Origin of the sequence: Thermoanaerobacter sp. RKWS2, from assembly GCF_026240795.1 — a bacterium.
GTDB lineage: Bacteria > Bacillota > Thermoanaerobacteria > Thermoanaerobacterales > Thermoanaerobacteraceae > Thermoanaerobacter > Thermoanaerobacter ethanolicus.
Window position 1 is genome coordinate 864,303 of record NZ_CP110888.1, and the last position, 26,293, is coordinate 890,595.

General features: G+C 33.8%; 23 protein-coding genes and 1 pseudogene. 16 read left to right on the top strand and 8 right to left on the bottom strand.

Annotation, left to right across the window (positions count from 1 at the left end):
* The first annotated feature begins 2 nt into the window (after positions 1-2).
* Both OEI98_RS04290 and OEI98_RS04295 read left to right on the top strand, forming a co-directional pair.
* On the top strand, positions 3-1,562 hold the full coding sequence (locus OEI98_RS04290) for a lysine 5,6-aminomutase subunit alpha (protein WP_266039810.1): 1,560 nt from the start codon (positions 3-5) through the stop codon (positions 1,560-1,562).
* Positions 1,559-2,368, top strand: a complete 810-nt coding sequence (locus tag OEI98_RS04295) for an OAM dimerization domain-containing protein (RefSeq protein WP_004397215.1) — start codon at positions 1,559-1,561, stop codon at positions 2,366-2,368. The genes OEI98_RS04290 and OEI98_RS04295 overlap by 4 nt, the downstream gene beginning before the upstream one ends.
* A 23-nt stretch (positions 2,369-2,391) precedes the next feature.
* On the opposite strand, the pseudogene OEI98_RS04300 reads toward OEI98_RS04295, so the two are convergent.
* Positions 2,392-3,770, bottom strand: a pseudogene (locus OEI98_RS04300) (amino acid permease).
* Positions 3,771-4,170: 400 nt separating this feature from the next.
* On the opposite strand from OEI98_RS04300, the gene loaP reads away from it, so the two are divergent.
* The 5 genes from loaP to OEI98_RS04325 all read left to right on the top strand — a co-directional run bounded on the left by loaP (position 4,171) and on the right by OEI98_RS04325 (position 9,290).
* Complete coding sequence (gene loaP / locus OEI98_RS04305; RefSeq protein WP_004397209.1) at positions 4,171-4,713, top strand: antiterminator LoaP; 543 nt, start codon at positions 4,171-4,173, stop codon at positions 4,711-4,713.
* Between the two features lie 107 nt (positions 4,714-4,820).
* Positions 4,821-6,188 (top strand): phosphoglucosamine mutase, encoded by a 1,368-nt coding sequence (gene glmM / locus OEI98_RS04310; RefSeq protein ID WP_266039817.1) that lies wholly within the window; start codon positions 4,821-4,823, stop codon positions 6,186-6,188.
* Between the two features lie 92 nt (positions 6,189-6,280).
* Positions 6,281-7,189, top strand: coding sequence for a UTP--glucose-1-phosphate uridylyltransferase GalU (gene galU, locus OEI98_RS04315; RefSeq protein WP_074592851.1), 909 nt, complete (start codon positions 6,281-6,283; stop codon positions 7,187-7,189).
* A gap of 24 nt (positions 7,190-7,213) precedes the next feature.
* The gene (locus OEI98_RS04320; RefSeq protein ID WP_004397200.1) at positions 7,214-8,167 is read left to right on the top strand and encodes a YveK family protein; all 954 of its coding nucleotides are present in this window, start codon (positions 7,214-7,216) and stop codon (positions 8,165-8,167) included.
* 73 nt (positions 8,168-8,240) lie between these two features.
* Positions 8,241-9,290, top strand: coding sequence for a hypothetical protein (locus tag OEI98_RS04325; protein ID WP_004397197.1), 1,050 nt, complete (start codon positions 8,241-8,243; stop codon positions 9,288-9,290).
* Between the two features lie 232 nt (positions 9,291-9,522).
* Here the strand turns inward: OEI98_RS04325 and OEI98_RS04330 are convergent, their stop codons facing one another.
* From OEI98_RS04330 to OEI98_RS04340, 3 genes are all read right to left on the bottom strand, one after another.
* Entirely contained in the window at positions 9,523-10,323 is an 801-nt protein-coding gene (locus tag OEI98_RS04330; RefSeq protein WP_003871651.1) for an ExeA family protein, read from the bottom strand.
* 16 nt (positions 10,324-10,339) lie between these two features.
* On the bottom strand, positions 10,340-11,656 hold the full coding sequence (locus OEI98_RS04335; RefSeq protein ID WP_266036855.1) for a DDE-type integrase/transposase/recombinase: 1,317 nt from the start codon (positions 11,654-11,656) through the stop codon (positions 10,340-10,342).
* A gap of 136 nt (positions 11,657-11,792) precedes the next feature.
* A complete protein-coding gene (locus tag OEI98_RS04340; RefSeq protein WP_266036853.1) occupies positions 11,793-12,374 on the bottom strand; it encodes a DUF6431 domain-containing protein in 582 nt (193 codons plus the stop codon).
* 180 nt (positions 12,375-12,554) lie between these two features.
* On the opposite strand from OEI98_RS04340, the gene OEI98_RS04345 reads away from it, so the two are divergent.
* Both OEI98_RS04345 and OEI98_RS04350 read left to right on the top strand, forming a co-directional pair.
* Entirely contained in the window at positions 12,555-13,265 is a 711-nt protein-coding gene (locus OEI98_RS04345) for a DUF2225 domain-containing protein (protein WP_003871050.1), read from the top strand.
* A 67-nt stretch (positions 13,266-13,332) separates the two neighbouring features.
* Positions 13,333-16,008 carry a calcium-translocating P-type ATPase, SERCA-type gene (locus tag OEI98_RS04350; protein WP_074592848.1) on the top strand — a complete coding sequence of 892 codons (2,676 nt, stop codon included), beginning with the start codon at positions 13,333-13,335 and terminating at the stop codon, positions 16,006-16,008.
* A 2-nt stretch (positions 16,009-16,010) separates the two neighbouring features.
* On the opposite strand, the gene OEI98_RS04355 is transcribed toward OEI98_RS04350, so the two are convergent.
* The 3 genes from OEI98_RS04355 to OEI98_RS04365 are packed head-to-tail and all read right to left on the bottom strand — an operon-like array spanning position 16,011 to position 18,214.
* Positions 16,011-16,346, bottom strand: coding sequence for a hypothetical protein (locus OEI98_RS04355; protein ID WP_004397193.1), 336 nt, complete (start codon positions 16,344-16,346; stop codon positions 16,011-16,013).
* A 57-nt stretch (positions 16,347-16,403) separates the two neighbouring features.
* Complete coding sequence (ndk, locus tag OEI98_RS04360) at positions 16,404-16,811, bottom strand: nucleoside-diphosphate kinase (protein WP_004397192.1); 408 nt, start codon at positions 16,809-16,811, stop codon at positions 16,404-16,406.
* A gap of 5 nt (positions 16,812-16,816) precedes the next feature.
* Positions 16,817-18,214, bottom strand: coding sequence for an MFS transporter (locus OEI98_RS04365; RefSeq protein WP_004397176.1), 1,398 nt, complete (start codon positions 18,212-18,214; stop codon positions 16,817-16,819).
* A 119-nt stretch (positions 18,215-18,333) separates the two neighbouring features.
* Between OEI98_RS04365 and OEI98_RS04370 the strand changes: the two genes are divergently transcribed.
* The 3 genes from OEI98_RS04370 (at position 18,334) to OEI98_RS04380 (ending at position 21,047) form a co-directional block, all read left to right on the top strand.
* Positions 18,334-19,143 (top strand): lipid II flippase Amj family protein, encoded by an 810-nt coding sequence (locus tag OEI98_RS04370; RefSeq protein ID WP_004397163.1) that lies wholly within the window; start codon positions 18,334-18,336, stop codon positions 19,141-19,143.
* A gap of 109 nt (positions 19,144-19,252) precedes the next feature.
* On the top strand, positions 19,253-19,741 hold the full coding sequence (locus OEI98_RS04375) for a ribonuclease H-like YkuK family protein (RefSeq protein WP_004397161.1): 489 nt from the start codon (positions 19,253-19,255) through the stop codon (positions 19,739-19,741).
* 118 nt (positions 19,742-19,859) lie between these two features.
* Entirely contained in the window at positions 19,860-21,047 is a 1,188-nt protein-coding gene (locus tag OEI98_RS04380) for an NAD(P)/FAD-dependent oxidoreductase (protein WP_004397158.1), read from the top strand.
* Between the two features lie 14 nt (positions 21,048-21,061).
* On the opposite strand, the gene OEI98_RS04385 is transcribed toward OEI98_RS04380, so the two are convergent.
* Complete coding sequence (locus OEI98_RS04385) at positions 21,062-21,931, bottom strand: phosphatase PAP2 family protein (RefSeq protein WP_266039828.1); 870 nt, start codon at positions 21,929-21,931, stop codon at positions 21,062-21,064.
* 147 nt (positions 21,932-22,078) lie between these two features.
* Between OEI98_RS04385 and OEI98_RS04390 the strand changes: the two genes are divergently transcribed.
* From OEI98_RS04390 to OEI98_RS04405, 4 genes are all read left to right on the top strand, one after another.
* The gene (locus tag OEI98_RS04390) at positions 22,079-22,825 is read left to right on the top strand and encodes a YIP1 family protein (protein WP_266039830.1); all 747 of its coding nucleotides are present in this window, start codon (positions 22,079-22,081) and stop codon (positions 22,823-22,825) included.
* A 148-nt stretch (positions 22,826-22,973) separates the two neighbouring features.
* Positions 22,974-23,465: a hypothetical protein gene (locus tag OEI98_RS04395; RefSeq protein ID WP_003870899.1), complete on the top strand. Its 492-nt coding sequence runs from the start codon at positions 22,974-22,976 to the stop codon at positions 23,463-23,465.
* Positions 23,466-23,531: 66 nt separating this feature from the next.
* Entirely contained in the window at positions 23,532-24,047 is a 516-nt protein-coding gene (gene pgsA, locus OEI98_RS04400) for a CDP-diacylglycerol--glycerol-3-phosphate 3-phosphatidyltransferase (RefSeq protein WP_003870898.1), read from the top strand.
* Between the two features lie 59 nt (positions 24,048-24,106).
* Complete coding sequence (locus OEI98_RS04405; protein ID WP_266039837.1) at positions 24,107-26,167, top strand: methyl-accepting chemotaxis protein; 2,061 nt, start codon at positions 24,107-24,109, stop codon at positions 26,165-26,167.
* Positions 26,168-26,293: the final 126 nt, after the last annotated feature.

Here is a 26,293-nt window from a genome sequence, read left to right on the forward strand (position 1 = left end):
ATATGAAAAGCAAGCTCAATTTAAATTGGGATATAGTCAATAAGGCGAGAGAGTGCGCAAGAAATATTGCAGAAGATACACAAAAATTTATTGATGCCCATACTACTGTTGCAATTGAAAGAACAGTATGTAGGCTTTTAGGAATAGATGGAGTAGATGAGATGGGAGTTCCTCTTCCTAATGTTGTGGTTGACAACATAAAAAATGGAGGGGGACTTTCACTTGGGGTAGCTTTCTTTATAGGTAATGCTATGCTTTATACAGGACTTACTCCTCAACAGATAGCTAAAAAAGTGGGTAGAAATGAGCTTGACCTTACTAAAATGCCGATGGCAGATTTGTTTGATATAAAATTAGCTGTTCAAGAGGTTGCGGTAAAAACTGTTGAAAAGATAAAAGAAAATAGAAGGAAAAGAGAAGAACTTTTGAAAAAATACGGTGAGAAAGAAGGTCCACTTTTCTATTTGATTGTGGCAACGGGTAATATCTATGAAGATATTGTGCAGGCACAGGCTGCTGCAAGGCAGGGAGCAGACGTAATTGCGGTAATTAGGACTACAGGACAAAGCCTTTTAGATTATGTACCTTATGGAGCAACTACTGAAGGATTTGGAGGTACTTACGCTACACAAGAGAATTTCCGCCTTATGAGAAAAGCCCTTGATGAAGTTTCTGAAGAGGTAGGGAGGTATATAAGGCTTTGCAATTATTGTTCTGGCCTTTGTATGCCCGAAATTGCGGCTATGGGGGCTTTAGAGAGATTAGATGTTATGCTAAACGATGCATTGTATGGGATTCTTTTTAGAGATATAAATATGAAGAGAACTCTTGTAGACCAATATTTTTCAAGAATTATAAATGGTTTTGCAGGAATTATTATAAACACTGGAGAAGACAATTATTTGACAACTTCTGATGCTTATGAAGAGGCTCACACAGTTTTAGCTTCCCAGCTTATAAATGAGCAATTTGCTCTTTTAGCAGGAATTCCTGAAGAGCAGATAGGATTGGGGCACGCTTTTGAAATGAATCCTGACCTTAAAAATGGATTTTTATACGAACTTGCGCAAGCGCAAATGGCAAGAGAGATATTCCCTAAAGCTCCTTTAAAATACATGCCACCTACAAAGTACATGACAGGGAATATTTTTAAAGGGCATGTGCAAGACGCTTTATTTAATATTGTGACTATAATGACAAAGCAAAAGATTCACCTTTTGGGTATGCTTACAGAAGCTATACACACGCCTTTTATGTCTGATAGGGCTTTGTCTATTGAGAGTGCAAAGTATATACTCAACAATATGGCAGATATAGCAGATGAGATATACTTTAAAGAAGGTGGAATAATCCAACAGAGGGCTAATGAAGTTCTTATTAAGGCTTATGAGCTATTGAGGGAAATTGAAAAGGAAGGACTCTTTAGAACATTAGAGCAAGGTAAGTTTGCAGGAATTAAAAGGTCAATGAATGGAGGAAGAGGTTTAGAGGGAGTTGTAGAGAAAGACCCAAACTATTTTAATCCTTTCATAGACCTTATGCTAAGAGGTGATAGACAATGAGCAGTGGGCTTTACTCTACAGAGCGGAAAGATTACGATAAAACCCTTGATTTGACCAAAGTTAAACCCTATGGAGATACGATAAATGATGGAAAAGTTCAATTAAGCTTTACTTTACCTGTACCAGATGGAGAAAAAGCAGTGGAGGCGGCTAAGCAACTAGCAAAGAAGATGGGACTGGAAAATCCAATGGTGGTATATCATACACCTTTGGACAAAGATTTTACCTTCTTCATAATATACGGAAGCCTTATTCACACTGTAGACTATACTTCTATACATGTAGAGACTATAGATATCAAAACTATGACAATGGAAGAAGTCAATGAATACATCAAAGAGCACATAAAGAGGAAAATTGTGGTAGTTGGTGCCACAACAGGAACAGATGCCCACACCGTCGGACTGGATGCCATTATGAATATGAAGGGATATGCAGGTCATTATGGGCTTGAGAGGTATGAGATGATAGAAGCCCATAATCTTGGGAGCCAAGTTCCCAACGAGGAATTTGTTAAAAAGGCGATAGAACTCAAAGCAGACGCGCTTTTGATTTCTCAAACAGTTACACAAAAGGACATTCACATAAAAAATTTGACTCATCTTGTAGAGCTTCTTGAAGCAGAGGGAATAAGAGATAAGGTGTTATTAATATGTGGCGGCCCTAGAATAACTCATGAACTTGCAAAGGAATTGGGGTATGATGCAGGTTTTGGACCAGGTAAATATGCTGATGATGTGGCGACGTTTATAGTAACTGAAATGGTCAAAAGAGGAATAAAAGGTTTAAGAGATATACAAAAGTAGGAGGCTGTTTTTTGCAGCCTCCCTTATTTTTGTGTATTTAGCACGCTATGGTATCTGCCATAAGCAAAATATATTATCAAGCCTACTAACATCCATATTCCAAACCTTGCCCATGTAACCCAAGGTAGACTTGCCATAAGGTATAAGCTGAAAGCCATTGTAAGAGGTGCTACTACCCAAACAAAAGGAACTCTGAATTTCCTTTCAACATTAGGCATTTTAACTCTTAAGACTAATATTCCTATTGATACAATTACAAATACAGACAGAGTACCTATATTGCAAAGCTCAATAATTATATCAAGTGGCAAAAATCCAGCAATAATAGCTGCTACTACACTTGTAATTATAGTGTTGATATGAGGTGTTCTATATTTGGGATGAACATGGGAGAAAACTTCTGGTAAAAGTCCATCTCTTGCCATAACCATAAATATTCTTATTTGACCGTAAAGAGTTACAAGGAGTGTAGATATCATACCTACGGCAGCACCAGTAGCTACTAATGCAGAACCCCAGTTAATTCCAATGCTCATTAATGCACCTGGGAGAGCATTATCCGGAATAATCTGTTTATAAGGTAACATACCTACTAAAACGACGGCAACTGAAATATAAAGTGCTAATATTACAATCATTGCCATTACAAGTCCTAACGGTACATTTCGAGTTGGATCTTTTGTTTCTTCCGCTGCGGTAGATACGGCATCAAACCCTATATATGCAAAGAATATAATAGCTGCAGCAGACATTATGCCTTTCCAACCGTAAGGTGCAAAAGGTGTTAAATTTGACAATTTTACATGGCTAAAGCCTAAGAACAGGAACAAAAGGATTACCCCTATTTTTAAGAGCACTATAATGTTGTTTGTCATTGCACTTTCTCTGACACCAATGTACAAAATCCAAGCGACAAATGCTGTTACTAAAATTGCTGGCAAATCCATTATTCCTCCCGAAATAGGAGGTTTTGTTATAATTTCTGGCAAAGTTATGCCAAAAGACTTTAAAAGTCCTACAAAAGTACCAGACCATCCAGAAGCTACTGCGCTGGCTGAGACTAAATATTCCAAAAGTAAGTCCCAACCTATTATCCAAGCGATAATCTCACCAAAGGCAACATAAGAATAAGTGTAAGTACTTCCAGCAACAGGGAACATTGTAACTAATTCGGCGAATATAAGGGCAGCTAAAGCAGCAGTTATACCGCCTATAACATAAGAAATTATAACGGCTGGACCAGCTCTTAATGCGCCTTCCCCAGTTGCCACAAAGACACCTGTACCTACGACAGAACCTATTGCCAAAGCGGCAAGGTCAATAGCGGTGAGTTTTTGTTTAAACCTGTCCGTTCAGCTGCTTCCAGCAGCTGGTCTGCTGATTTTTTTCTAAATAAGTCCATCTAAAATCCTCCTAATCCGAAATTTAAAATCACACGCTTAAATATTTTATCAAAAATTTTGCCTCATGTCTCCCTATCTTAGTGAATGTTTTAATGTTATAAAGCTTTAAAAATTTACAACAATAATTTTTTAATATAACTTAAACTTATGCTTTCACCTTGATGGATTTACTACTCCTGCAGGATTGCCACTAAATTCTTTACTTGTAAAAGCGTCAACAATAAAAATTTGCATAAAAAGTTCCCCTTTAAACGTTAATTTGTTTCGAATAATTATAATATAGCACAATAGCTGAGTTTTTCAAATTTCTATTCGTATACTCATTTATATAAGATTTGGAAATTATATGTTGAATTTTGTAAAAATAATTGCTAAAATTATAAAATGGGGTGTAGAAAAATGAAAAAATGGTATGTTATTTTTACTCGAAGTGGATATGAAAACAAAGTTAGAGATATTATTGAGAGTTGCTTTAAACAAGAGGAAGTGAAATTGCTTATTCCGAAAAGAAAAATTATAGAGAGAGAAAAAGGACAACCAGTGGAAAGAATTAGACTTTTGTTTCCTGGATATGTTTTTGTAAATGCCGAGATGAGCGATGATTTATATTATAAAATGTCTGATGTTTTAAAAAGAGGTATTTTTCTGAAAGAAGGGAAAAGGCCTGGTTTTGTAAAAGAAGAAGAGATGAAAATAATTTTGTCTCTTACTAAAAATTCTGATTTAATAGATTTGTCAAAAGGTATAATGGAAGGAGAAAGAGTAAAGATAATTGAAGGACCATTGAAAGGGTATGAGGGGCTTATTAAGAAAATAGACAAAAGGAAAAAGAGAGCAAAAGTTATGCTTAGTATAGCGGGGGAACTGAAAAGTGTAGATTTAGCTATTGAAGTAATTGAAAATGTATCTGAGCAGCACAGGAGTTTGGTTTACGCTTGTTGATATATTTGCGGAAAGTCAAGAAACAATTTTGTGAAGATTGTGTATTGAGGATTTTCAGTATTATCTATATAATTAAATTGTATGACATAAAAAGGAGGTTGAGACAAATGAAGTTGAAGGAAAACATGTTTAGGATGTATGATATTAGAGGGGTGTGGGGTGAAGATTTAACTGCTGAGACCGCAGAAATAATAGGAAAGGCTTTTGGTACATATGTGAGACAAAAAGGAATTAAGGATGTGCTGGTAGGCAGAGATAATAGATTATCATCAAGGCCTATACGAGATGCTTTGATTAAAGGACTTACTTCTACAGGCTGTGATGTATTAGATGTAGGGGTTTTGACAACTCCAGCTTTTTACTATTCTAATGTCCTGTACAATTATCAAGCAGGGATGATGATTACTGCAAGCCACAATCCGCCACAATTTAATGGTTTCAAAGTTATGGTAGGACCTTCTACTATTTATGGGGATGAACTTAAAAAACTATACTATATAGCAGAAAAAGGCGAATTTGAAAAAGGTACAGGGAATGTGAAGTATGCTTATCCTATTAATTCGTATATTAACATGATAAAAGAAAAGGTTAAATTAGGCGACAGAAAGCTTAAAGTTGTTGTCGATTGTGGGAATGGCACAGGTTCATATTTTTATCCTGATGTTATATATAACTTAGGTTGTGAAGTATATCCTCTCTATTGTGAATCTGATCCTACATTTCCAAACCATTTCCCAGATCCAGTAAAAGAAGAAAATTTAAAAGATTTAATTGAAGAAGTAAAAAGAGTGAAGGCTGATTTGGGTATAGCTTTTGATGGTGACGGCGATAGAATTGGCGTTGTGGATGATAAGGGGAATATAATTTGGGGAGATATGTTGATGATTCTTTATTGGAGAGAAATAATGAAAAAACATCCCGGTGCCGATGTCATTGTAGAAGTGAAATGTTCTCAGGCATTAGTAGAAGAAATTGAGAGATTGGGAGGCAAACCTATCTTTTTCAAAACTGGCCATTCCCTTATAAAAGCAAAAATGAAAGAATTAGGTGCTGTATTTACAGGAGAAATGTCTGGTCATATGTTTTTTGCAGATGAGTACTATGGATTTGATGATGCGGCATATGCTGCTGCAAGGCTTTTACGAATACTTTCTAATACAGATAAATCTTTGTCTGAGCTTTTAGCTGATGTTCCTAAATATCCTGCAACACCTGAAATAAGGCTAGAATGTGACGATGAGAAGAAATTTGATGTGGTAAAAGGTGTAACTGAGTACTTTAAAGAAAAAGGATACGACATTATAGATGTTGATGGCGCAAGAGTGTTGTTTGACGAAGGATGGGGACTGGTTAGAGCTTCTAACACAGGACCAGAGCTTATTGTGAGATGTGAGGCAAAGACAAAAGAAAAACTAGAAGAGATTAAAAAAGAGCTTTCAGAAGCTTTAGCTAAATTTGGCGTAGTGTCATTCTGAGCCGAAGCGCAGCGAAGGGTCTGTGAAGAATCCATTAATAATAGATTATCATTCTGGTATAAAAGGAATGTTATATAGAGGAGGAAAAAATGGTGAAGATAAAAAAGGCGATAATTCCGGCTGCAGGCCTTGGTACAAGGTTTTTACCTGCTACCAAGGCCCAGCCTAAAGAAATGCTTCCAATTGTGGACAAGCCCACTATTCAGTACATAGTTGAAGAAGCGATACAGTCGGGGATAGAGGACATTCTTATAATAACTGGCAGAAATAAAAGAGCAATAGAAGACCATTTTGATAAATCTGTGGAGTTGGAGCTGGAGTTAAAAAAGAAAAAGAAGGAAAGCCTTTTACACCTTGTAGAAGATATTAGCAATATGGTAAACATTCACTATATAAGGCAAAAGGAACCAAAAGGTTTAGGACATGCTATATACTGTGCGAGAGCATTTGTGGGCAATGAACCCTTTGCTGTTCTTTTAGGGGATGACATAGTAGATGCGGAAGTCCCTGTTTTAAAGCAGATGATAGAACAATACGAAAGGTACAACTGTTCTATTATTGGGGTACAAGAAGTGCCGTATGAGGATGTAGATAAATATGGTATTGTTGATTCTACACCTATTGAGGACAGATTGTATAAGGTGAATAATCTCGTAGAAAAGCCTAAAAAAGAAGAAGCTCCATCAAATATAGCTATTCTGGGAAGATATATAATAACGCCAAGAATATTTGAAATATTAGAAAACACGCCACCAGGAACAGGCGGGGAGATACAGCTTACAGATGCTTTAAAAACTCTTTTAAATTATGAAGCAATTTACGCCTATAATTTTATTGGCAAGAGATATGATGTGGGAGATAAATTAGGTTACCTTATGGCAACTGTTGAGTATGCTCTGAAAAGAGAGGACTTAAGGGAACCTTTTAAGAGGTATTTATTAGAGGTTGCGAGAAGCTTAGATCCTGTGATGGATGAAGCTGCAGTTACAATTACACAATAAGTTTAAAGCGAAAGGAGAATAAAATTGGAGGAAGAAATTTCATTAAGAGAACTTATTGAGGTAATTTTAAAATATAAAAAAACAATCATTATTGTAACTCTTGCTGCAACTTTAGTAGCAGCAGTGCTTAGTTTTTTTATAATAAAACCTACCTATGAAGCTACTACAACTTTGTCTGTTACTGATGTAACACCTGCAACAGGTTTTTTTGGTTCGAATACCACGGTTATTCTTCCGGGAAAGGATTCAGATCTGCCGGCAGTACAAAGTGACAGCATAGAAAAAGATTTATCTTTGTTGTTGTCTTCACTTTTGAAATATCCTGATATGTCAGTGGAGGCATTTAAAGAAGAGGTTACTAATCCTATTGTTCTTATGAATACTGTAAAACAATTAGGATTAGATCCTCAAAAGTACACAGTAGAAAATTTAAAAAAGCAAATTTCGGTTTCTGTGATTAACAATACAAATCTTATAACAGTTAGTGTAAAGGAAAATGATCCAAAGCTTGCGGCAAAAATTGCAGATACAATAGCCCAAAATTTTCGGACTTATATCATTGAGAGGAATAACAGGCAGACAGATAAATTAATCGAAACTTTGAACAAACTTATAACTCTCCAAAATGATAAAATAAAAGAGGCAACAGCGGAACTTAATAAAGTTCAAACAAATTCTCAAGACAAGCTTTTAATTGAGCAGAAACAAAAACAGTTGGATTTACTAAAAAATACAAGAGATATAATGTTAGAAAAATATAATATGCTGGAATTGGTTAAAGAATCAGACCTTGGCAATCAGAGCATTCTTATAACTAGTAAAGCTTTAGTCCCAGATAAACCAATAGCACCTAAAAAGTCATTGAATATAATTATAGCATTTATATTGGGTCTTATGGTCAGTATTTTTATAGTATTCTTTATAGAATATTGGAAGAATAGTGATCCTAAAAAAACTGTTAATATTCCACAAAAGTAGAATTGTGAAAAAAGAATAATATTTTTTCTCCCGCCAAAAATATATTTAAAATAGAAAGAAAGGCGGGATTTTTTTGATTAGAAAAGAGATTTCGGCTTTTAAAGTTGCTGCAACTTATATAGGAACAGTAGTAGGAGCGGGATTTGCTTCGGGACAAGAAATATTGCAATTTTTTGTATACCATGGAATTAACGGAATTATGGGGCTTTTAATTGCTATCTTTATGTTTGTGTTTTATGGGTATGTAATTTTGCGATTAGGTAACAGGCTTAATGCCTCCTCCTATAAAAAGGTCATCATGAAGGCTGGGGGACCTTTATTTGGAAGGGTGATAGATTTAGTAGTTACATTTTTTTTGTTTGGAGCACTATCTGCAATGATAGCAGGTTGTGGGGCAATTTTTGAAGAGCAATTTGGGCTTTCTTCTGCTTTTGGTGGTGTAGTAATGGCAGTATTATCGGTTGTAACAGTATTAACAGGAATTGGAGGAGTTATTTCTGCCATTTCTTTTGTCGTACCTTTGCTCTTGCTTGCCGTAATTATTGTGAGTATTTTTTCCCTTTTTTATGTACCAGACATTACGGTTATAACAACTGCTGACTTTCCTTTTAAAGCTGCAGTAAAAAATTTTGCATTGTCGGGAATACTTTATGCTTCCTATAATCTTTTGATGGCAGTTGCCATTCTTGCTCCTCTTGGACAGAAAACCAACGACAGGTCAAAACTAAGATGGGGAGCTATATTAGGAGGAATGGGATTAGGATTAGGAGCATTTTTGATATTTTTTACAATTCTTATAAATATGCCTACTGCTTCTTTATATGAGATACCCATGCTTTATGTTGCTGGTAAAATTTCACCGGTTTTGAAATTTGTATACAGTTTTATTTTGATTGCAGAAATATATACTACGGCTGTTGGAAATCTATATGGGTTTGCGGCAAGGTTTACAGAAGTTGGGTCAGTGAAATATAAGATTTTTACTGTTGCCTCGGGGGGAATGGCCCTTATAGCTAGTGGGTTTGGTTTTGCAAAACTTGTTCATTATTTATATCCTATCGCTGGTTATGGAGGCATTATTATGCTTATTGGCCTTACATATAGAATAATAAATCACAAATAATTTCAATTTTTGAGGTATAGTGTCAATTCTCAAATTAAATCTCCAAAGATTTTCAAATTATAATGGCATTTTTTAAGTGCATAAAAGTATTTTTTCTCAAATTATCACAGCCTGATTAAAAATTTTTTTCACTTTTTAAGAGCATTACCGCTAAAATATGTTAATATCTGTTATTGGCAATTTGGGTTAATTGATGTATAATAAAAAATGAGAGTAGCGAAAGCTACTACTCTCACAAACTGATTTCATTTTGTGCCTGGTATATTACTTCTTCATCTATTTCTCTTAGCCTTTTAGAATACGCATAGAGAAGAGAAGCTGTTACCAGGTTATTTATTATCCTTGGGAGCCCTTTTGTTAGAGAATATATTGCTTCATATGCTGATGGTGTAAATATATCATTCACCACTCCGGCTATTTTCATTCTTGTTTTTATATAATCTTGAATTTCTTCTTTTTTTAGCCCTTGCATCACATACTTTATAGAAATTCTTTGCCTTAGTGCACTGTTTACATTCAAGGCTAGTTTGTTTCTTATGTGTGGTTGTCCTGAAAGTATCAATATATACGGGTTTTGAGAATCCATATTAAAGTTAAATATTATTCTCAAATCTTCAAGAACATCGTTAGAAACCAGTTGTATTTCATCTAATATTATGACAGGAGTTATCTTCTGGCTATAGTAAAGTTCTGTTATCGCTCTTTGTATCTGGTGAAAGAGCGTTACTTTTTTGTATGAGGGTGTTTCGCCTAAAATCATAGCCAATGCTTGATAGAATTCTCTCACTGTGAGTGTAGATAGAGCAAAGTAACATGGTTTAAATGTAGAACGGTTGAGGCTTTCAGCATATCTTCTTAATGCGGTAGATTTGCCTGAACCGGCCTCCCCAACGATAAGTCCTATACCCCTTGTTTCTTGTAAATATTTTAGCCTGGCATTTAATTCAGCAATGTCTTCACTTATGTAAAGGTCGTTTACACTTATCTCTTTAGAAAATGGATTAAATTTCATTCCAAAATATTGGGTAAACATTGTAAACACCTCTTTTTTAATCAATGATATCGTTAAAGGATATCACTGTGTGTTTAATAAAATCAACTAACTCTTCATTTCTGCTTACAGCATTTTTGTTTTGGGTGTATCCTATGGGAATTTTAGCATTATCATGAAAATTTACCTTATACGCTTCCCCCACTTTTTTGCCTTCATGAAAAAGTAGAAGAGGTGTATTATCCTTAAGCCACTGCGGGTCATATCTGACTTCTAAGCGCATACCTTTAAACTTTTCTTCTGTTTCATAAAGTATATTTTCCACTTTAAGTGTAGCATCTTTGTTTACTTTACGATTTACTCTTATGAGAAAACATTCATTCAACATATCTATGTCTTTACACATATTTACCCTTGATATTTGAGACATGAAAAAATCTAAAGGACTCATGCCAATACTGCTGTGTTCTTTTCGGTTGTAATCATCCTCCAGCCATTTAAAAAACATCATATTGAGCTCATCTATACTCTTTATGGATGTAGGATCTATTGTGCTTAAAAATCTCATTCTCACCGTATGAAAGAATCTTTCTATTTTTCCTTTTGAATGAGGTGAAAAGGGCTCAGCATGAATAAGAGATGTACCTAGTGAGGCACATATATATTCAAATTGACTGCTTCTATATATCTTTCCATTGTCAGTGTAGAGCATTTTGGGTATTCCCCTTCTTAGCACTGCTTCTTTAAATGAGTCTCTTAAAGCTAAAAAATTCTGGGTATAGTAAAAGTGAGCATAGGTACACAGCCTGGAAGCATCATCTATATATGCAATAAGGTACGTTTGTCTCTTTGTTTTACCTTCTTTAATATATGGCCCATACATGACATCAGTTTGCCACAGTTCATTGATGTATTCATGGGAAAACCTCTTTGTTTTACCCTCTTTTTCTTTATCTAAAGATTTTACAGGAATGTTTTTCAAAAACCTATAGAATGTCGAAAGGGATACTTTATCCGGTGATATTATTCCTTCTCCTATCAATGTCTCATAAAGAAGTTTGTTTGGCATTTCAGGATGTTCAAGCTTCTTTTGCTTTATTCTCTCTGAAAGTTCAAAGTCTATCTTTCTGTATTTGCCTCTGTCACTTCGATAACCCGGCTTTAACGCTTCTATACCGCCTCTTAAATACTGATATAGCCACCCTCTAAGTGTCTTGGGAGTATATCTTCTCATTCCAAGATAAGGTATCTCAATAGGTTTATCGGAAAGAGCATCAAAATATTCTTTCTGATTTTTTACCTGTCCGTTTAACACCGGACTTATCAGTGAAAATCTCTTTAATGCTATAGCTTCTCTCGCTTTTTCATCAAGCATTTATATGTTCCCCCTTCACTTTTTTGATTTCTTAATCGTAATTTTAGCTCATACCTGGGGGACATTAAAGGAAAAAGTTATGTTGCTAAGAAAAAATCAAAATTTTTATTTAAATCTTTCAGGTTTAATGCTAGAATTATGTGAGAGAGGCCAGAAATGATTTTTGGCAATGAGCATAAAACCGTTGGGAGAAGAGTGGTACAATGCTTATTATGTCCAAAATCTCTCTGGCCCTCTCTCTTTGTGAGTCAGTCTCAGATAACTTTATGTAAGGGTTTATTTGCCTTAATCCGTATATGATAAAACTTAAATTATTCATTATCCTTTTGGTGTAAAAATATATATGCTGTCTTGAAAATAGTATGGTAGGGAAGTTTCTTTTTAAGTCACTTATGAAAGAACTGAGAGTTTTTTCTCTGAGAAGTGTCTCTTTTAAAGACTTTACAATCATATTGAAAGAATACTGAAAATGAGGAATACAGAAATCAGGAAGGTAGGAAAGAGTCCTTTTGCACACAGGGCATATATATCTTCTTATGGCTATTTTTACACAGTTGGATCCGTCTAAATAGTAACGGTAATAAAACCCGTGCTTTTTTAATTTTACTTTACACTTGCAATCGGGATGAGGACATCTATCTGGCGGGGCAGGGAAATTGTAATCTTTACCTTTATGTAAATATTCTTCAATGTTATCAACATGGAAAACTATTTGCATAAGTAACCTCTCCAATTAAAATTAATGCTAAAGGAATCTGAAAAAATTTATCAAATTCCTTTAGCATTAATTTTATCACAAGATTATTTAATCTGAGAAATTTTTTCGATTTTAAGCTAAATTAATTTGAGAAATGACAGTATAGCTAATTTTTTATCTATAGAATGTCGAAAAATGTAGATGAGTATGTTAAAATATTTAATAGGACTAATGTTGGACGGAGGTGTAATATTGGGGAACAAATATTTGTACGATAAAAAAACTGTATGCCCAGTATGTAAAAAAGAGTTTACATATACCAAAGTAAGATCTTCGCAATTGAAGGTGGAAGAAAGAGAAAGAGATTTTTATACTAAATATAAAGATGGCATTAATCCTTTCTTTTATGAAGTTATTGTGTGCCCAAATTGTGGATATGCTGCTTTGGAATCTGAATTTGACAGAATAACTAATGACAAAAAGGAAAAAATCTTATCACTGGTAACGGCTAAGTGGGTTAAAAGAGAATTTTCTGGTGAAAGAACACCTCAAAAAGCGTTAGAAGCCTATTTATTGGCTTTATATTGTTCCCAGATAAAAGAAGATAAGCCTATAGTTTTTGCGAAGACTTGTCTTAGAATTGCTTGGATATATAGGATTTTAAATGATAAGGTAAATGAAGAAAAATATTTGAAATATGCATTGGATTCTTATATAAAAGCCTATAGTGGTTCGGATATATATGAAGAAGAAGTACTACTCATATATATGATAGCAGAACTTAATAGAATGTTAGGCAACAGGGAAGAGGCATTAAAATGGTATAATAAAGTGATAAATCATCCTGATAGGTCTCGATATAATTTAATAGTCAATCTTGCAAGAGATGGATGGCAAAGTTTAAAAGAATGAGGGCATGTTTTTTAGAATGCTCTCATATTTTATTTAGAGAGCAAAAAGTTTAAGAAAGGGGATTGGGATGTCTTACGGTAAGAAGCAAATGCAACAAACAATTTACTACTTTGATAAAACTGACTTTACCGGCTTAAATAGTCAAGAAGCGCAAAAAAGGTTATTGAAATATGGGCCGAATATATTGGAGGAAGGGCACAAAGTTAGTCCTTTGCAAATATTTTTAAATCAGTTTCAAGATTTTATGGTGATGGTTTTATTGGCAGCAACTTTAATTTCTGCTTTGATGGGAGAATTAGCGGATGCTTTGACAATAACGATAATCGTCATTTTAAATGCTGTATTAGGATTTATCCAAGAATGTAGAACAGAGCAGTCTTTGGAAGCTTTAAAAAAACTTGCAGCGCCTATTGCAAAAGTTTTGAGGGATGGAGAACAAAAAGAGATAGAGGCTTCTCAGATTGTAATAGATGATATTATTATTTTGGAGGCGGGAGATAAAGTTCCAGCAGATGCTGTTTTGATAGAAAGTCATAATTTAGAAGTGGATGAATCGATTTTGACTGGTGAGTCAGTCCCTGTCCACAAGGAAGCTGTAAACAATGTAAAAAGAGCGGTAGTAACTGATAGTAATGTAGTTTATATGGGTACTATTGTTACGAAAGGAAGAGGGAAAGCTATTGTAACTGCTACAGGTATGCAAACAGAAATGGGGAAAATTGCAGGAATGATTAAAGATATTGAAGGAGATGAAACGCCATTACAAAAAAGACTCAATAAACTTGGAAAAGTATTAGTAGCAGGAGCTCTTGCTATATGCGGTATTGTAATAGTATTAGGAATAATAAGAGGAGAGTCTTTGTATTATATGTTTTTATCAGGTGTAAGCCTTGCAGTTGCTGCTATTCCTGAGGGACTTCCTGCTGTTGTTACAGTTTCTTTGGCTATTGGGGTACAAAGGATGCTTAAAAGAAATGCATTAATAAGAAAATTACCTGCTGTTGAAACATTAGGATGCACTAATGTAATATGTACGGATAAGACAGGTACTTTGACAGAGAACAAAATGACTGTGACAAAAGTGTTTTGTGATGAAGAAGTTTTTGAAGTAAAAGGTGATAAAAGTAAAAAATTTACTACAATGAGAAATAAAGAGAGAAGCGCTTTTAGAAAGATGTTGGAGATAGGGGCATTGTGCAATAATGCAAAGATTAAGAGGGAAAAGATAAAAATTGGCAGAGAAACTTTAGAAGAAGAAAAATACATAGGAGACCCTACTGAAGCCGCTATACTTTCTTTTTCAATGAAATCAGGACTTTCTCTTGAGTTGGTAGAAAATATTAAAAGAATGGAGGAAATTCCTTTTGATTCAGATAGAAAAAGGATGTCTGTTATTGTGGAGATAAATGGTGAAAAATATGCGTATGTAAAAGGTGCTCCAGATGTAATATTGGACCTTTGTACATATAAATATACAGAAGGCAGAGAAGTGCCCCTTACTGTTTTTGATAAAAAAAGAATATTAGATATCAATGAAAGTTTTGGCAGGGAAGCTTTGAGAGTATTGGCCTTTGCTTACAAAAAGCTTCCTCCTAAATTTCCAATGGTTGCAGAATTTATAGAAAAAGATTTGGTTTTTGTAGGATTGGAAGGGATGATAGACCCTCCTCGAGGGGAAGTATATGGTGCAGTTTTAAAATGTAAGATGGCAGGAATAAAACCGGTTATGATAACAGGTGACCACAAGATTACTGCAACTGCTATAGCAAAAGAATTAAAAATATTAGGGGAAAATGATAAAGTGATTACAGGGCAGGATTTAGATAACATGGAAGATAAGGACCTTGAGAAAGTTTGTACAAATATTAGTGTTTATGCAAGGGTAACCCCAAAACATAAGCTCAGAATTGTCAGGGTCCTTAAAAACAAAGGTTTTACAGTAGCAATGACAGGGGATGGGGTAAATGATGCCCCTGCTTTGAAAGAGGCAGATATAGGTATTGCTATGGGAAAAGGAGGAACAGAAGTTGCAAAAGAGGCTTCCTCTATGATTTTATTAGATGATAATTTTGCCACTATTGTGGCAGCTGTTGAAGAAGGAAGAATAATTTATGACAATATACGAAAGTTTATACGATTTTTGCTTTCTTGTAATCTTGGAGAAGTTTTGACTATGTTTTTTGCAGCTTTAATGGCCTTAAAATTGCCTCTTGCTCCAATTCAAATATTAATGGTCAATCTTGTTACTGATGGGTTGCCGGCTTTAGCTCTGGGGATGGATCCTCCTGAAAAAGATATAATGATGATGAGACCGAGAAATGCTAAAGAAAGTGTATTTTCAAGAGGGTTGGGTATAAGAATCATTATAGTGGGATTTTTAATGGCATTGAGTACTCTTGGAGCATATGTATTTGCATTAAGTTATGGGACATTGGAAAGAGCTAGAACTATAGCTTTTGCTACATTAGTGATGGTAGAGCTGATACACGCCTTTGAATGTAGGTCAGAAAGAAATTTAATTTTTGAGATAGGGATTTTTACTAGTCCTTACTTGGTGTTAGCAGTTTTGACATCATTTTTGCTTTTCTTAGCTACAATATATATTCCACCTTTAAGTGTTGTGTTTAAGACAACAGTGCTTACTGGCTATGATTGGCTGGTCGTGGTGTTTTTCTCTTCAATAGAATTTGTATTTAACAATCTTTATACTGCTTATATAGTACCATTAACTAAGGCGAAGTGAAGTCACTTCGCCTTAGTTTGTAGTACTTTTAGAGAATATCGAAGTTCTAAATAATTTACTAATCTTGCTATTAGCTCTTTTTTGTCTTTTTCTAACCAATTCCATTTATGTCTGTAATCAGCCACTACTGATTTTATAAAGTCATTGGGAATCTTGGAAGAAAATTTTTTGTAAACAAACAATCTTGAAACTTTCCCATCTCCTTTTTCTAAAGTAACAGGATTTATTCCGTAACTTACTTTTTCTTTTTGTACCAATGCGTACCAGTTATAGTCATCAATTCTTCCGTAGATGATTCCAAACTGGTTATTTTTACTTTCTACTGTTATTTTGGGCATAAGGTATACCTCCAATAGTTTTCTCTATTAGAGTTTATGCCCTGTCCACAAAAATATTCATGCTAATTCAGGAAACCACAGTGCTATTTCTCTTTTTGCAGATTCAATACTATCTGAACCGTGAATAATGTTAAAAGTAGTACTAGAAGCAAAATCACCTCTTATCGTTCCAGGAAGGGCCTCTTCCACTTTAGTAGCACCGTTTAATAATCTAACTATTTTTACGGCGTTTTCTCCTTCTAGTACCATTGCAAAGACAGGACCTGAGGACATGTACTGTATTAAAGGTTTGTAGTAAGGCTTGCCTTTGTGTTCCTCGTAGTGCTTTTCTAAAAGCTCAATTGTTGGAGTTATTACTTTTGCCGCTTTAAGCCTTAAACCTTTGTTTTCATATCTTTTTAATATTTCTCCTATAAGCCCTTTCTTGACACCGTCGGGTTTTACTATAGCAAGAGTGGTTTCCATTTAAATCAATCCTTTCCTTGTATTAATTTAACATTATTTCTCACCAGAGAAGTAAAAGCGCATATCAATGAGAAAATCCCTGCAGTTATATAAGCTTCTTTAATCGCAATCATAAAGGCTGCATTAGAAGAAAATTTTAGAGCTTGATAAACTTTTAACCTGTTGGTAAATATCGCACTTCCTACTGCGATGCCCATTACCATTCCTACATTTCTCATTGTTGCAAGGAAGGCGGAGGCTACCCCTAATCTGTTTTTTGGTGCACTTCCCATTACTGCACTGTTATTTGGCGTTTGGAAGATAGCATTTCCTATTCCAAAAAGAGCAAGGCGAGCCATAATGGCAAACATAGTAGATTTTTCCGTTAAAGTTGCCATGAGAAAAAAGGCTGTTGCAGAAATTAGTGCGCCAATAGTTGATAAAATTTGAGCGCCGTATCTATCAGCTAAAATACCGCTTAAAGGTGCTACGACGAACATGACGAGAGGGAAAGAAGTCATGATTATACCTGCTTTTTCAGTAGTAAATCCTAGATGCTGAAGGAGGAAAGGGGTTAAAAAAGTCATCGTGTTTTGAGCCATAAAGTTTAGCAGGGTGCTTATGTTTCCAAAAGTGAAAGACCTTATTTTCAAAAGGGAAAAGTCAAACATAGGAAACTCTACTTTGTTTTCTACGTTGATAAAAATTATCAAAGATGCAATTGATGTAACTAATGCGACTATGCTTGTAAGAGACGACCAACCCCATGTTCCACCTTCTGAAATAAAAAGCAAAAGGCTTGCAAGAAAAGCAAAGAAAGAAATAGAGCCATAAGGATCGAATTTTTCAGCTACTCCTTTGTTGTCAGGGACCACAATATGAGCCCATATGTAACCTATTATACCGATAGGTACGTTTATGTAAAATATAGAACGCCAGCCTAAGTATTTCAAAAGAAGTCCACCTAATGTAGGACCTATCGCGAGACCGATTGATATAGACATAGCGTTGATGCCAAGAGCTCTACCTCTTTCGTTTGGAGGAAACACAGATGTAATTATGGCGGAAGACATTGACATAAGCATGGCGGCTCCTACTGCTTGAAAAGCTCTCATAATTATCAACATATATATGTTTACAGAAAGACTTAAAATCGCAGAAGAAATTGAAAAAGTCAAAAGGCCGTACTGATACAATTTTTTGTAGCCTAACATGTCACCAAGTCTTCCAAAAGTCATCATTAAGCTACTTACAACTAAGAGATATGTCATGGAGACCCAGCTTACTGTTGTTATGTTAGTGTGAAAAATTTTTGTGAATTCTGGCATCGCTATGTTGACAACACTTCCATCAATTGGTCCCATAATACTGCCTATGACGACTGCAGAAAGAATTACCCATTTGCTGTAATGTTTTTGTGTCATTTATATCCCTCCGATATCATAGATTATACCACAAACTTTGGAAAAAGATAAATGTTGAAAAAAAAGCATTGTACAATATAATTATAAAGGAATTTAAATAAAGAAACGGATGTGAACAAATGATAGATGCAAAAAGACTCATAATTGTAGCTTTCTTTACGATGGTTATAAATTTGATTGATACACTTTCTTATTCCATAAGACCTTCTGGTGTAAGGACTCGAAAGCTTGCTGTTGCTCTTTCGCTTTTTAACATTATGGCTGTGATATCAAGACTATCAAATATGATTCAAGCACCTTTTCTTGGCAGTATTGTAGATATGGCGATAAAAATGGACAAGGTTCATCTCCTTCAAAATGATATGAGAATTGTACTTTTTTCAGCTACATTAGGGGCATTGATAGGAGCACCCCTGATGCCCACTTTTGTATCGATTTTTACTGTTGCCATAAATGGAATGGAAGGAGCTGGAACAGTCCCTAAGCTTATTCTTAAGGGGTTTAGATGGAGTAATTTAAAAAAGATAAAGAAAAAGATTGTTCTGCCAAGGCTGTCTATGTTAAAAGGTATCTGGAAGGCTAACATACCAAAAACTTTTTTGATATATAACGTTATTATTACTTCTATCTACACCACAGGTGTTATATCTTCACTTTACGCCGGAGCTATTATTCCTGAGTATAGAATTACAGCCAGTCAGCTTTCTGGTATTGTAAATGGATTTGCGACTGTATTGTTTACCGTTGTAGTTGACCCTGTGGCGGCTCTTATAACTGACCAGGCCTTAAGCGGTAAAAGGACCCAACATGATGTGGACAGTATGGTAGTGCTTCTTGTGTTTGGGAAAATTTTGGGTACGTTGCTGGCTCAGCTTATATTTATACCAGCTGCAGATTTGATACTGTTTGTTACAAAATTGATAGTTTAACAAAAAAATAAAAAAATTTTAATACACTTTTTAAGAAAATGGTGTATAATAAAAATTAAAATAAGATTTAATTGCGCTAAGCAATTTGCAGTTAAAGGAGATGGGGCCATTGTATTTCATTAGCCCAACGAAGGGAAAAATGGATATTGATAAAATGTTCGAAGACATCATGGAATTTGTTGAGGGAGACCGGCAATCTAATTACAAATTAATGGTAGGCACAGACTCTCAACCAGGTAAATCTGTATGTTTTGTTACTGCTGTAATCATATACCGAGAAGGAAAAGGTGCCAGGTACTATTATAGAAAATTTTATAATAAAAAGGTACTGTCTTTAAAACAACGGATTTTTATGGAGGCTACTTACAGCATTGAAATAGCGAATCAGCTTTTTGAAAAGATCAATCAGACTGATAAAAAAGATATAAATATACAGATTCATTTAGACGTAGGGGAAAATGGTAAAACAAGAGATATTATAAAAGAAGTGGTTAGCATGGTGTTAGGATGTGGATTTGAAGCACAAGTTAAGCCTGCATCTTATGGGGCTAGCAAAGTAGCTGATAAGCACACTAAAAGTATGGCTAATATTGGATAAGACCTCTTAAAAAGAAGAGGTCTTTTTTATTTAAAAATATTATTGAATAATATTTTTAAAAAGGATATAATGTTTTTAGAAAATAATTATTGTTAAAATATTTATGGGAGATGAGCTTATGAAATACGTTTTGATAGGCAATGGCATTGCTGCTCTTAGTGCTTGTGAAAATATACGGAAAAATGACAAAGGAGGTAAAATAACCATTATATCAAAAGAACCTTATCCAACTTATTACAGATTGAAATTATCACAACTTTTAGGTAAGGATTTGAATTTTAAGTCTTTGTTGGTCAAGGAAGAAAATTGGTACACAGATAATGATATAGAACTTATGCTAAACACAAGTGTTAGAAAAGTTGACACAAAAAATAAAAAATTGATACTCTCAAATGATGAAATAATAAGCTATGACAGGCTCATAATTGCGACAGGAAGTTCAAGTTTTATTCCTAATGTCTTGGGGAGAGAGAAAAAAGGAGTTTTTGCAATAAGAAGTCTTGAGGATGTAAAAGACTTAAACGAGTTTATCAAAGATAAGAAAAAAGGCGTTGTAATTGGTGGAGGACTTCTAGGATTGGAAGCTGCCTGGACATTAAGACAAAATGGCTATGAAATTACAGTGGTAGAATTTTTCCCAAGACTTTTGCCAAGACAAGCAGATGAAGAAGGATCAATAATTTTGAAAGATATTATAGAGTCAAATGGGATAAATCTCCTTCTTGGAGCTGAAGTAACAGAAATTACAGGGCAAACTGTAAATGGAATAATATTAAAAGATGGAACAAAAATGGATGCGGATTTTGTAATTTTTTCTTCTGGTGTAAAGCCAAATATTGATATAGTAAAAGAAACTGAAATTAAGGTAAATAAAGGGATAATCGTAGATGAGTATATGAGAACAAATATAGAAGATGTTTATGCAGCAGGAGATGTTGCTGAGTTTAATGGCAAAATATATGGTTTATGGACAGTGGCAATGGCTCAAGGCAAGAATGTAGGTTTAAATGTTTCTGGCAATAAAACTGCCTATAAAGAAGTTGCACCTTCAAGCACACTTAAAATAACAGGTATTGACGTGTTTTCAGCAGGTGATATATCGGGCGAAGAAAATATATCAAAAAGCTATATAGGAAATAATGTATATTACAAACTTTACTTTAAAGATGGTATTATTGTTGGTGCAATATTGATTGGAGATATTGGGAAAAGTACAAAGTTAAAAAATGCTATTGAATCAAAGCAAGACTTTTCAAATATTTTAAATAAAGGATTTGGAGCAAAAGATATAATTGAAGCTATATAAAAAAGGCATGAATTCTATGCCTTAATCGATTTTTCATTTAGTTTAAAAATGTTAAATACATAAGGTGCACCAAGAGAAAGCCACAGTCCGCAAATTGCATACCTTATAGCGTTAAAAATATTTCCAGAAGGCAACACAAATTTTAATCCCTCTTTAAGTACAAAAAATACAATTATGCCAATTAGTAACTTCAAAATTTGCTTTTGAAGAGGAGCATGGACAGTAAAATCAAATTTTTCTTTGTCTATAAAATAACCTATTAAAGTACCAGAAATTAAACCCATGTATTCATAAATATCCTTGTGAGGAAAAATTAATATCAAAAGCGCAGGGATTAAAATTGACAAAATAACTTTAAAAGATATACTTATGTCAAAAGTGCTTTCTTTTATAATACTATCAATAAGTTCACTTAAAATTATAATTAAAATAGCTATTAATATTCCTCCAGCAATATCCATTGGCCAATGGACTCCTAAGTACATTCTGGAGAAAGAGACTAGTAACACAATAGCAGTTCCCACATACCACAGCCATTTTTTTTGATAGTGTACCATTAAAGTCCCCCAAAGGGTTGTAGAACCTTGTGCATGGCCACTTGGGAAAGAATACCCTCCTGCCGATTGTGTAAAAATAGACCTTATGCCTGGATATCCTATAGGTCTTGCTATTTTTGTTATCTCTTTTAAAACAGTGTTTACATAGATAGAGCTTATCAATATAAGTCCCAATTTTAGACCAAATCTTTTATCTACACACCAGTAAAAAATGGGGATAAAAATAAAATAAAAACCTGAGCTTCCCAACATGGTTACAGCTATAAAAAAATAATCTAAAAAAGGATTTGAAATTGTTTGAATAGCTTTTAATATTTCTGCTTGCATTTTATCACCTCGATATATAATTCACCAAAAAAATTTATTTTCCTTCATGGTTAAAAAATTTAACAAAAATTTAAAGAAAAAAATAAAAAGTGTGGTAAAATTTATATAAGCATAATTTTGAATTTAAAAAATTGGGAGGTTATAGAAGTGAATTTTTTAGAGAGATTATATGGGATATTTTTTCAGCCAGTAGGAACTATAAAAGAAATTGTAAGAGAAAAACCAATTTGGCAAGCTGTTGTTGTCATTATAGTTACAGGACTACTGACTGTGACAAGCAATTATAGGTTTACAATGGTTGGTACAGATTTTTTTACTTCCAGCTCAGGTATGCCTGATGTTGGGAGGTTAAGAGCTTTATTTGTTCCGATGGCTGTATTTGGGAGTATATTTATAGCTCCTTTGACTTACTTTGTTTATGCAGCAGTGTATCACTTTTTAGCGGAAATTTTAGAAGGTAAAATGTATGCTAAAGTGGAAGATAATGTATCTTTTGATCAAATTGAAGAGAATAATGCTGAAATTGAACAAAAGGCAAGCGGAGAGAAAGTAGAGGTAGTAATAGGTACAGCAAAGGGATTGTATTCTGCAATAGGGTTTGCAAAACTTCCCATGATTTTTATGGTTGTTGTAAACTTATTTGTCCGTTTGTTAAATTCAAGAGCTGGCTTAATACTTACGTATTTATTTTTAGCGATATTTACGGTATGGGTAATTGTTTTAGAAATTATAGCTATAAAAGAAAATTATAAAATGAGTACGGGGAATGCAGTGCTTGTATATTTTCTTCCTTACATAGTTTTGGTCGTTTTATTTATAATAATGATAATGTTTGCAGGTGCAACCTTTATAAGCATATTTTCAGAGGTTTTAAAAAATGTTCCTATGCAATAGAGAATAAAGTTAAAGACTTTGTAAAAGAGGAGGCTTTCTCCTCTTTTTTATTTCTATATTGTTTATTTGTCGAAAATTATTTTCTGTTTTTAAGCAGGATTTTTGAAATTTGTAAAGAATATATATTTATAGATAGGTGGTGTTGAGAATGGGAGAAAATGGAAAAGTTTTAATTAAAGATTTAGAGAAAAAAGACAAAAAAATATTTTCCTTATGGTTGCAAGACATTAATGTGGTCAAATTTTTAATTGATTTGTTTAAAATATCTCGAGAGAAAGATAATGTTTTAAATATACCTTTTGGGAAGAATAGGAAAATGTTTGTGTTGGAAACAAAAGAAGGCGTGAAATTAGGCTTTTGTGTGTTATACGATATTGACTGGCAACAAAAAAGGAGCAGCATGTATATTTATATTGAGAAGAAGGAAAATGTAGAATTAGAAACTGCTCAAGAAATAATTAATTCGTTGCTGAGAAGGACGGCTTTAAAGTATAATTTAAGAGATATTGAAGTCCACACAAAAAATGACGTTTTTGCTAAATGTTTTACCAACATAGAAGACTTTAAAAAAGAAGAAGATGGATATAGTTTCCGAATAGCTTTGGATGAGATGAAGTTCCCAGCAAATATGGCCCGATAAGGGCCTTTTACTTTTGATTTTTTTGTATTATAATTTTATTAAACTTGACAGGCAGGGAGTGTTTACATGAATATACCAAACCTTCTCACTTTTATTAGGTTTTTGCTTATACCTCTTTTTGTTTATACTTTTTTTTATGTGCCTGAAGGAAACATTTATGCTGCACTGATTTTTATATTATCAGGTATTACGGATATTTTGGATGGTTATATAGCGAGGCACTATAACCAAGTGACAAAAATGGGTACTTTACTTGATCCTCTTGCGGACAAGTTGATGATACTTACCGTTTTGACCAGTTTATGGATAAAAGATTTAATTCCTTTTTTTATTATTGCTATTTTAATGATAAAAGAATTTTCAATGATAATAGGAGCCGCAATACTTTACAAAAAACAAAAAATTGCTATACCCGCAAACAATTACGGCAAAACTGCTACTTTTTTCTTTTATATAGCTATAATTTTTTCAATTTTTGAATGGCCTTATAGTTTTACATTGATGATCATAGCTTTAGCTTTAGCAATTTTAGCATTTTTTATTTATGCTTTTGAATTTTATAAAAGAGCGAGGAGAAATTAAACTTTTTACAAGGACAAGACGATATAAGAAATAGTATATCAATCTGGGGGGGAGATATATTGAAAAAAGCTATAAATTTAAAAAAAATGAGGAATATCAATGAAGTATTGAATCTTAAAAAGCAGGTAAAACTTTCGAGTATACAAACAAAATTAAGTTTAATGATTATTGGCATTGTAATTTCTTCTTTGGCTTTAAGCGGGTACATATCTTATAGGTTTTCTGCGCAAGAAATTACTAATTCGACATTATCTAATATGAGCAATAGTGTTAGCTCAGTTAATCAAGAATTAAATCTTTATTTGGATAATACTGCAAGTAAACTCAGCTATTTTGCAAAGAGCGATTCTAATTTGTTAATTAAAGGAAATACAGAGGAAGAGACTACAGATAAAATAAACAGTGTCCTTATAAATTTAAAAAATATGACTCCTAATGCCTCTTTGATTTATTATGGGACATCTGATAAAAAAATTTATACTTTTCCACATGTTGATTTAAGTTCTGATTTTGACCCTACTACTAGACCGTGGTATACAGGGGCTGTGAAGGCTAATGGAAATCCTTTTTGGACAGATGCTTATAAAGATGAAGCAACTGGAAATTATGTAATTTCAGTATCTCAGTCCGTGTTGAATCCTCTTACTAATGAAGTGGTTGGCGTTGTAGGAATGGACTTAAATTTATATGGTATAGGAAATCTCCTAAAGGATGTCAAAATAGGACAGAATGGCATGGTCCTTTTAGTCGATAAAAATGGAATAGTTTTTTTGGATTCTACTAAAAAAATGATAGGAAGTAATTTCTATAAACAATCTTTTGCAAATTATGTTTTCAAAGAACAAAAAGGAGAAATACAAACACGCTTCAACAATGAAGACAGTGTTGTAATTTTTGATACTAATCCGACTACAGGATGGAAAGTCGTGGGAATTGTAAATAAATCTGATTATCTTTCTGGAGTGTCAAAAATTAATAATATTTTTATAGCAATTATAATCATATTTTCACTCATTTCGCTAGTTATCGCTTATCTATTTGCTAGAAACTTTACAAGACCAGTCTACAAAATGTTAACAGCCATGAATAAATTAAAAGAAGGAGATTTAACTTCCTTTATTGATGCAAGAAGAAAAGACGAATTTGGAGTGTTAGAAAGGGAATATAATGATACAGTACAAAAATTAAGGGCTATTGCAACAAAAGTTAAAGAGTCGAGTGTTTCTTTAATAGAAGCATCAACTCGTTTTAGAGAGATAAGCGACGAAACAGCACAATCAGTTCAAGATATTGCAAATGCCGTAGATGATATAGCAAAAGGGGCTAATGATCAAGCACAAGAAATATCGGTAAGCGTACAAAAGATATCGGAATTTGGAAATGATATAGATGAAATTTTGAAAATTACCGAAGAAATGAAGAGATATTCAGATAAAGCAGAAGATGTCAAAGCTGATGGTTTGAAAAAGTTAGAGGCTTTAAAACAAAGTTCAGAGGAGACAAATAAGGCAACATTTTATGTTTTTGAAACTATTAACAAAATCAAGGAAAATTCTCATAAGATAAGTGCTATAACAGCAGTGATAGAAGAAATTGCGGATAAGACAAACCTTTTATCATTAAACGCTGCAATTGAAGCAGCCCGTGCCGGAGAAGCTGGACGTGGTTTTGCTGTTGTAGCCGAAGAAGTAAAAAAATTGGCTCAGCAATCTGCAGAATCTACCAATCAAATAAAAGACATAATAGAAAAGATGCAACAAGCAATTGATATGGCTACAAATGCTATGCAGTCGGCGGACAAAAGCATTGAAAAACAAAATCAAGCTGTAAAAGATACGCAAAATGCTTTTATGGAGTTTGAAGCTTTTATAAGTGGAATTACAAAAATGATAGACAATATAAATTCCTTGATGAATGCCATGGAAGAAAAGAAAAATGAAATTGTCATATCGATGGAAGGTATTTCTGCAATTTCAGAAGAGACAGCGGCTTCTACTGAAGAAGTAAGTGCTTCTACAGAAGAGCAGCTTTCAGCTGTAGAAAACCTAACAGATTCAGCTAAGAATTTAGAAGAGGTAGCAGTAAAATTAGATGAGGCTGTGAAGATTTTTAAAATTTAGATAGATTAAAAAGCGCTTAAAGGCCTTTACTTTTAAGCGCTTTGACATTTTGTTTATTTTAATATATGTGATAAAATAGTTATACACAGTATAGATGGGTATACCATAGGGGGTGTTAATATAGAA

Coding starts and splice junctions, on each gene's coding strand:
- glmM (WP_266039817.1), top strand. CDS start 4,821: ATGAAGTTGAAGGAAAACATGTTTAGGATGTATGATATTAGAGGGGTG.
- OEI98_RS04295 (WP_004397215.1), top strand. CDS start 1,559: ATGAGCAGTGGGCTTTACTCTACAGAGCGGAAAGATTACGATAAAACC.
- OEI98_RS04345 (WP_003871050.1), top strand. CDS start 12,555: ATGAGTATGTTAAAATATTTAATAGGACTAATGTTGGACGGAGGTGTA.
- OEI98_RS04290 (WP_266039810.1), top strand. CDS start 3: ATGAAAAGCAAGCTCAATTTAAATTGGGATATAGTCAATAAGGCGAGA.
- ndk (WP_004397192.1), bottom strand. CDS start 16,811: ATGGAAACCACTCTTGCTATAGTAAAACCCGACGGTGTCAAGAAAGGG.
- OEI98_RS04340 (WP_266036853.1), bottom strand. CDS start 12,374: ATGCAAATAGTTTTCCATGTTGATAACATTGAAGAATATTTACATAAA.
- OEI98_RS04395 (WP_003870899.1), top strand. CDS start 22,974: ATGGGAGAAAATGGAAAAGTTTTAATTAAAGATTTAGAGAAAAAAGAC.
- pgsA (WP_003870898.1), top strand. CDS start 23,532: ATGAATATACCAAACCTTCTCACTTTTATTAGGTTTTTGCTTATACCT.
- OEI98_RS04350 (WP_074592848.1), top strand. CDS start 13,333: ATGTCTTACGGTAAGAAGCAAATGCAACAAACAATTTACTACTTTGAT.
- OEI98_RS04370 (WP_004397163.1), top strand. CDS start 18,334: ATGATAGATGCAAAAAGACTCATAATTGTAGCTTTCTTTACGATGGTT.
- OEI98_RS04355 (WP_004397193.1), bottom strand. CDS start 16,346: ATGCCCAAAATAACAGTAGAAAGTAAAAATAACCAGTTTGGAATCATC.
- OEI98_RS04385 (WP_266039828.1), bottom strand. CDS start 21,931: ATGCAAGCAGAAATATTAAAAGCTATTCAAACAATTTCAAATCCTTTT.
- loaP (WP_004397209.1), top strand. CDS start 4,171: ATGAAAAAATGGTATGTTATTTTTACTCGAAGTGGATATGAAAACAAA.
- OEI98_RS04335 (WP_266036855.1), bottom strand. CDS start 11,656: ATGCTTGATGAAAAAGCGAGAGAAGCTATAGCATTAAAGAGATTTTCA.
- OEI98_RS04330 (WP_003871651.1), bottom strand. CDS start 10,323: ATGTTTACCCAATATTTTGGAATGAAATTTAATCCATTTTCTAAAGAG.
- OEI98_RS04365 (WP_004397176.1), bottom strand. CDS start 18,214: ATGACACAAAAACATTACAGCAAATGGGTAATTCTTTCTGCAGTCGTC.
- OEI98_RS04380 (WP_004397158.1), top strand. CDS start 19,860: ATGAAATACGTTTTGATAGGCAATGGCATTGCTGCTCTTAGTGCTTGT.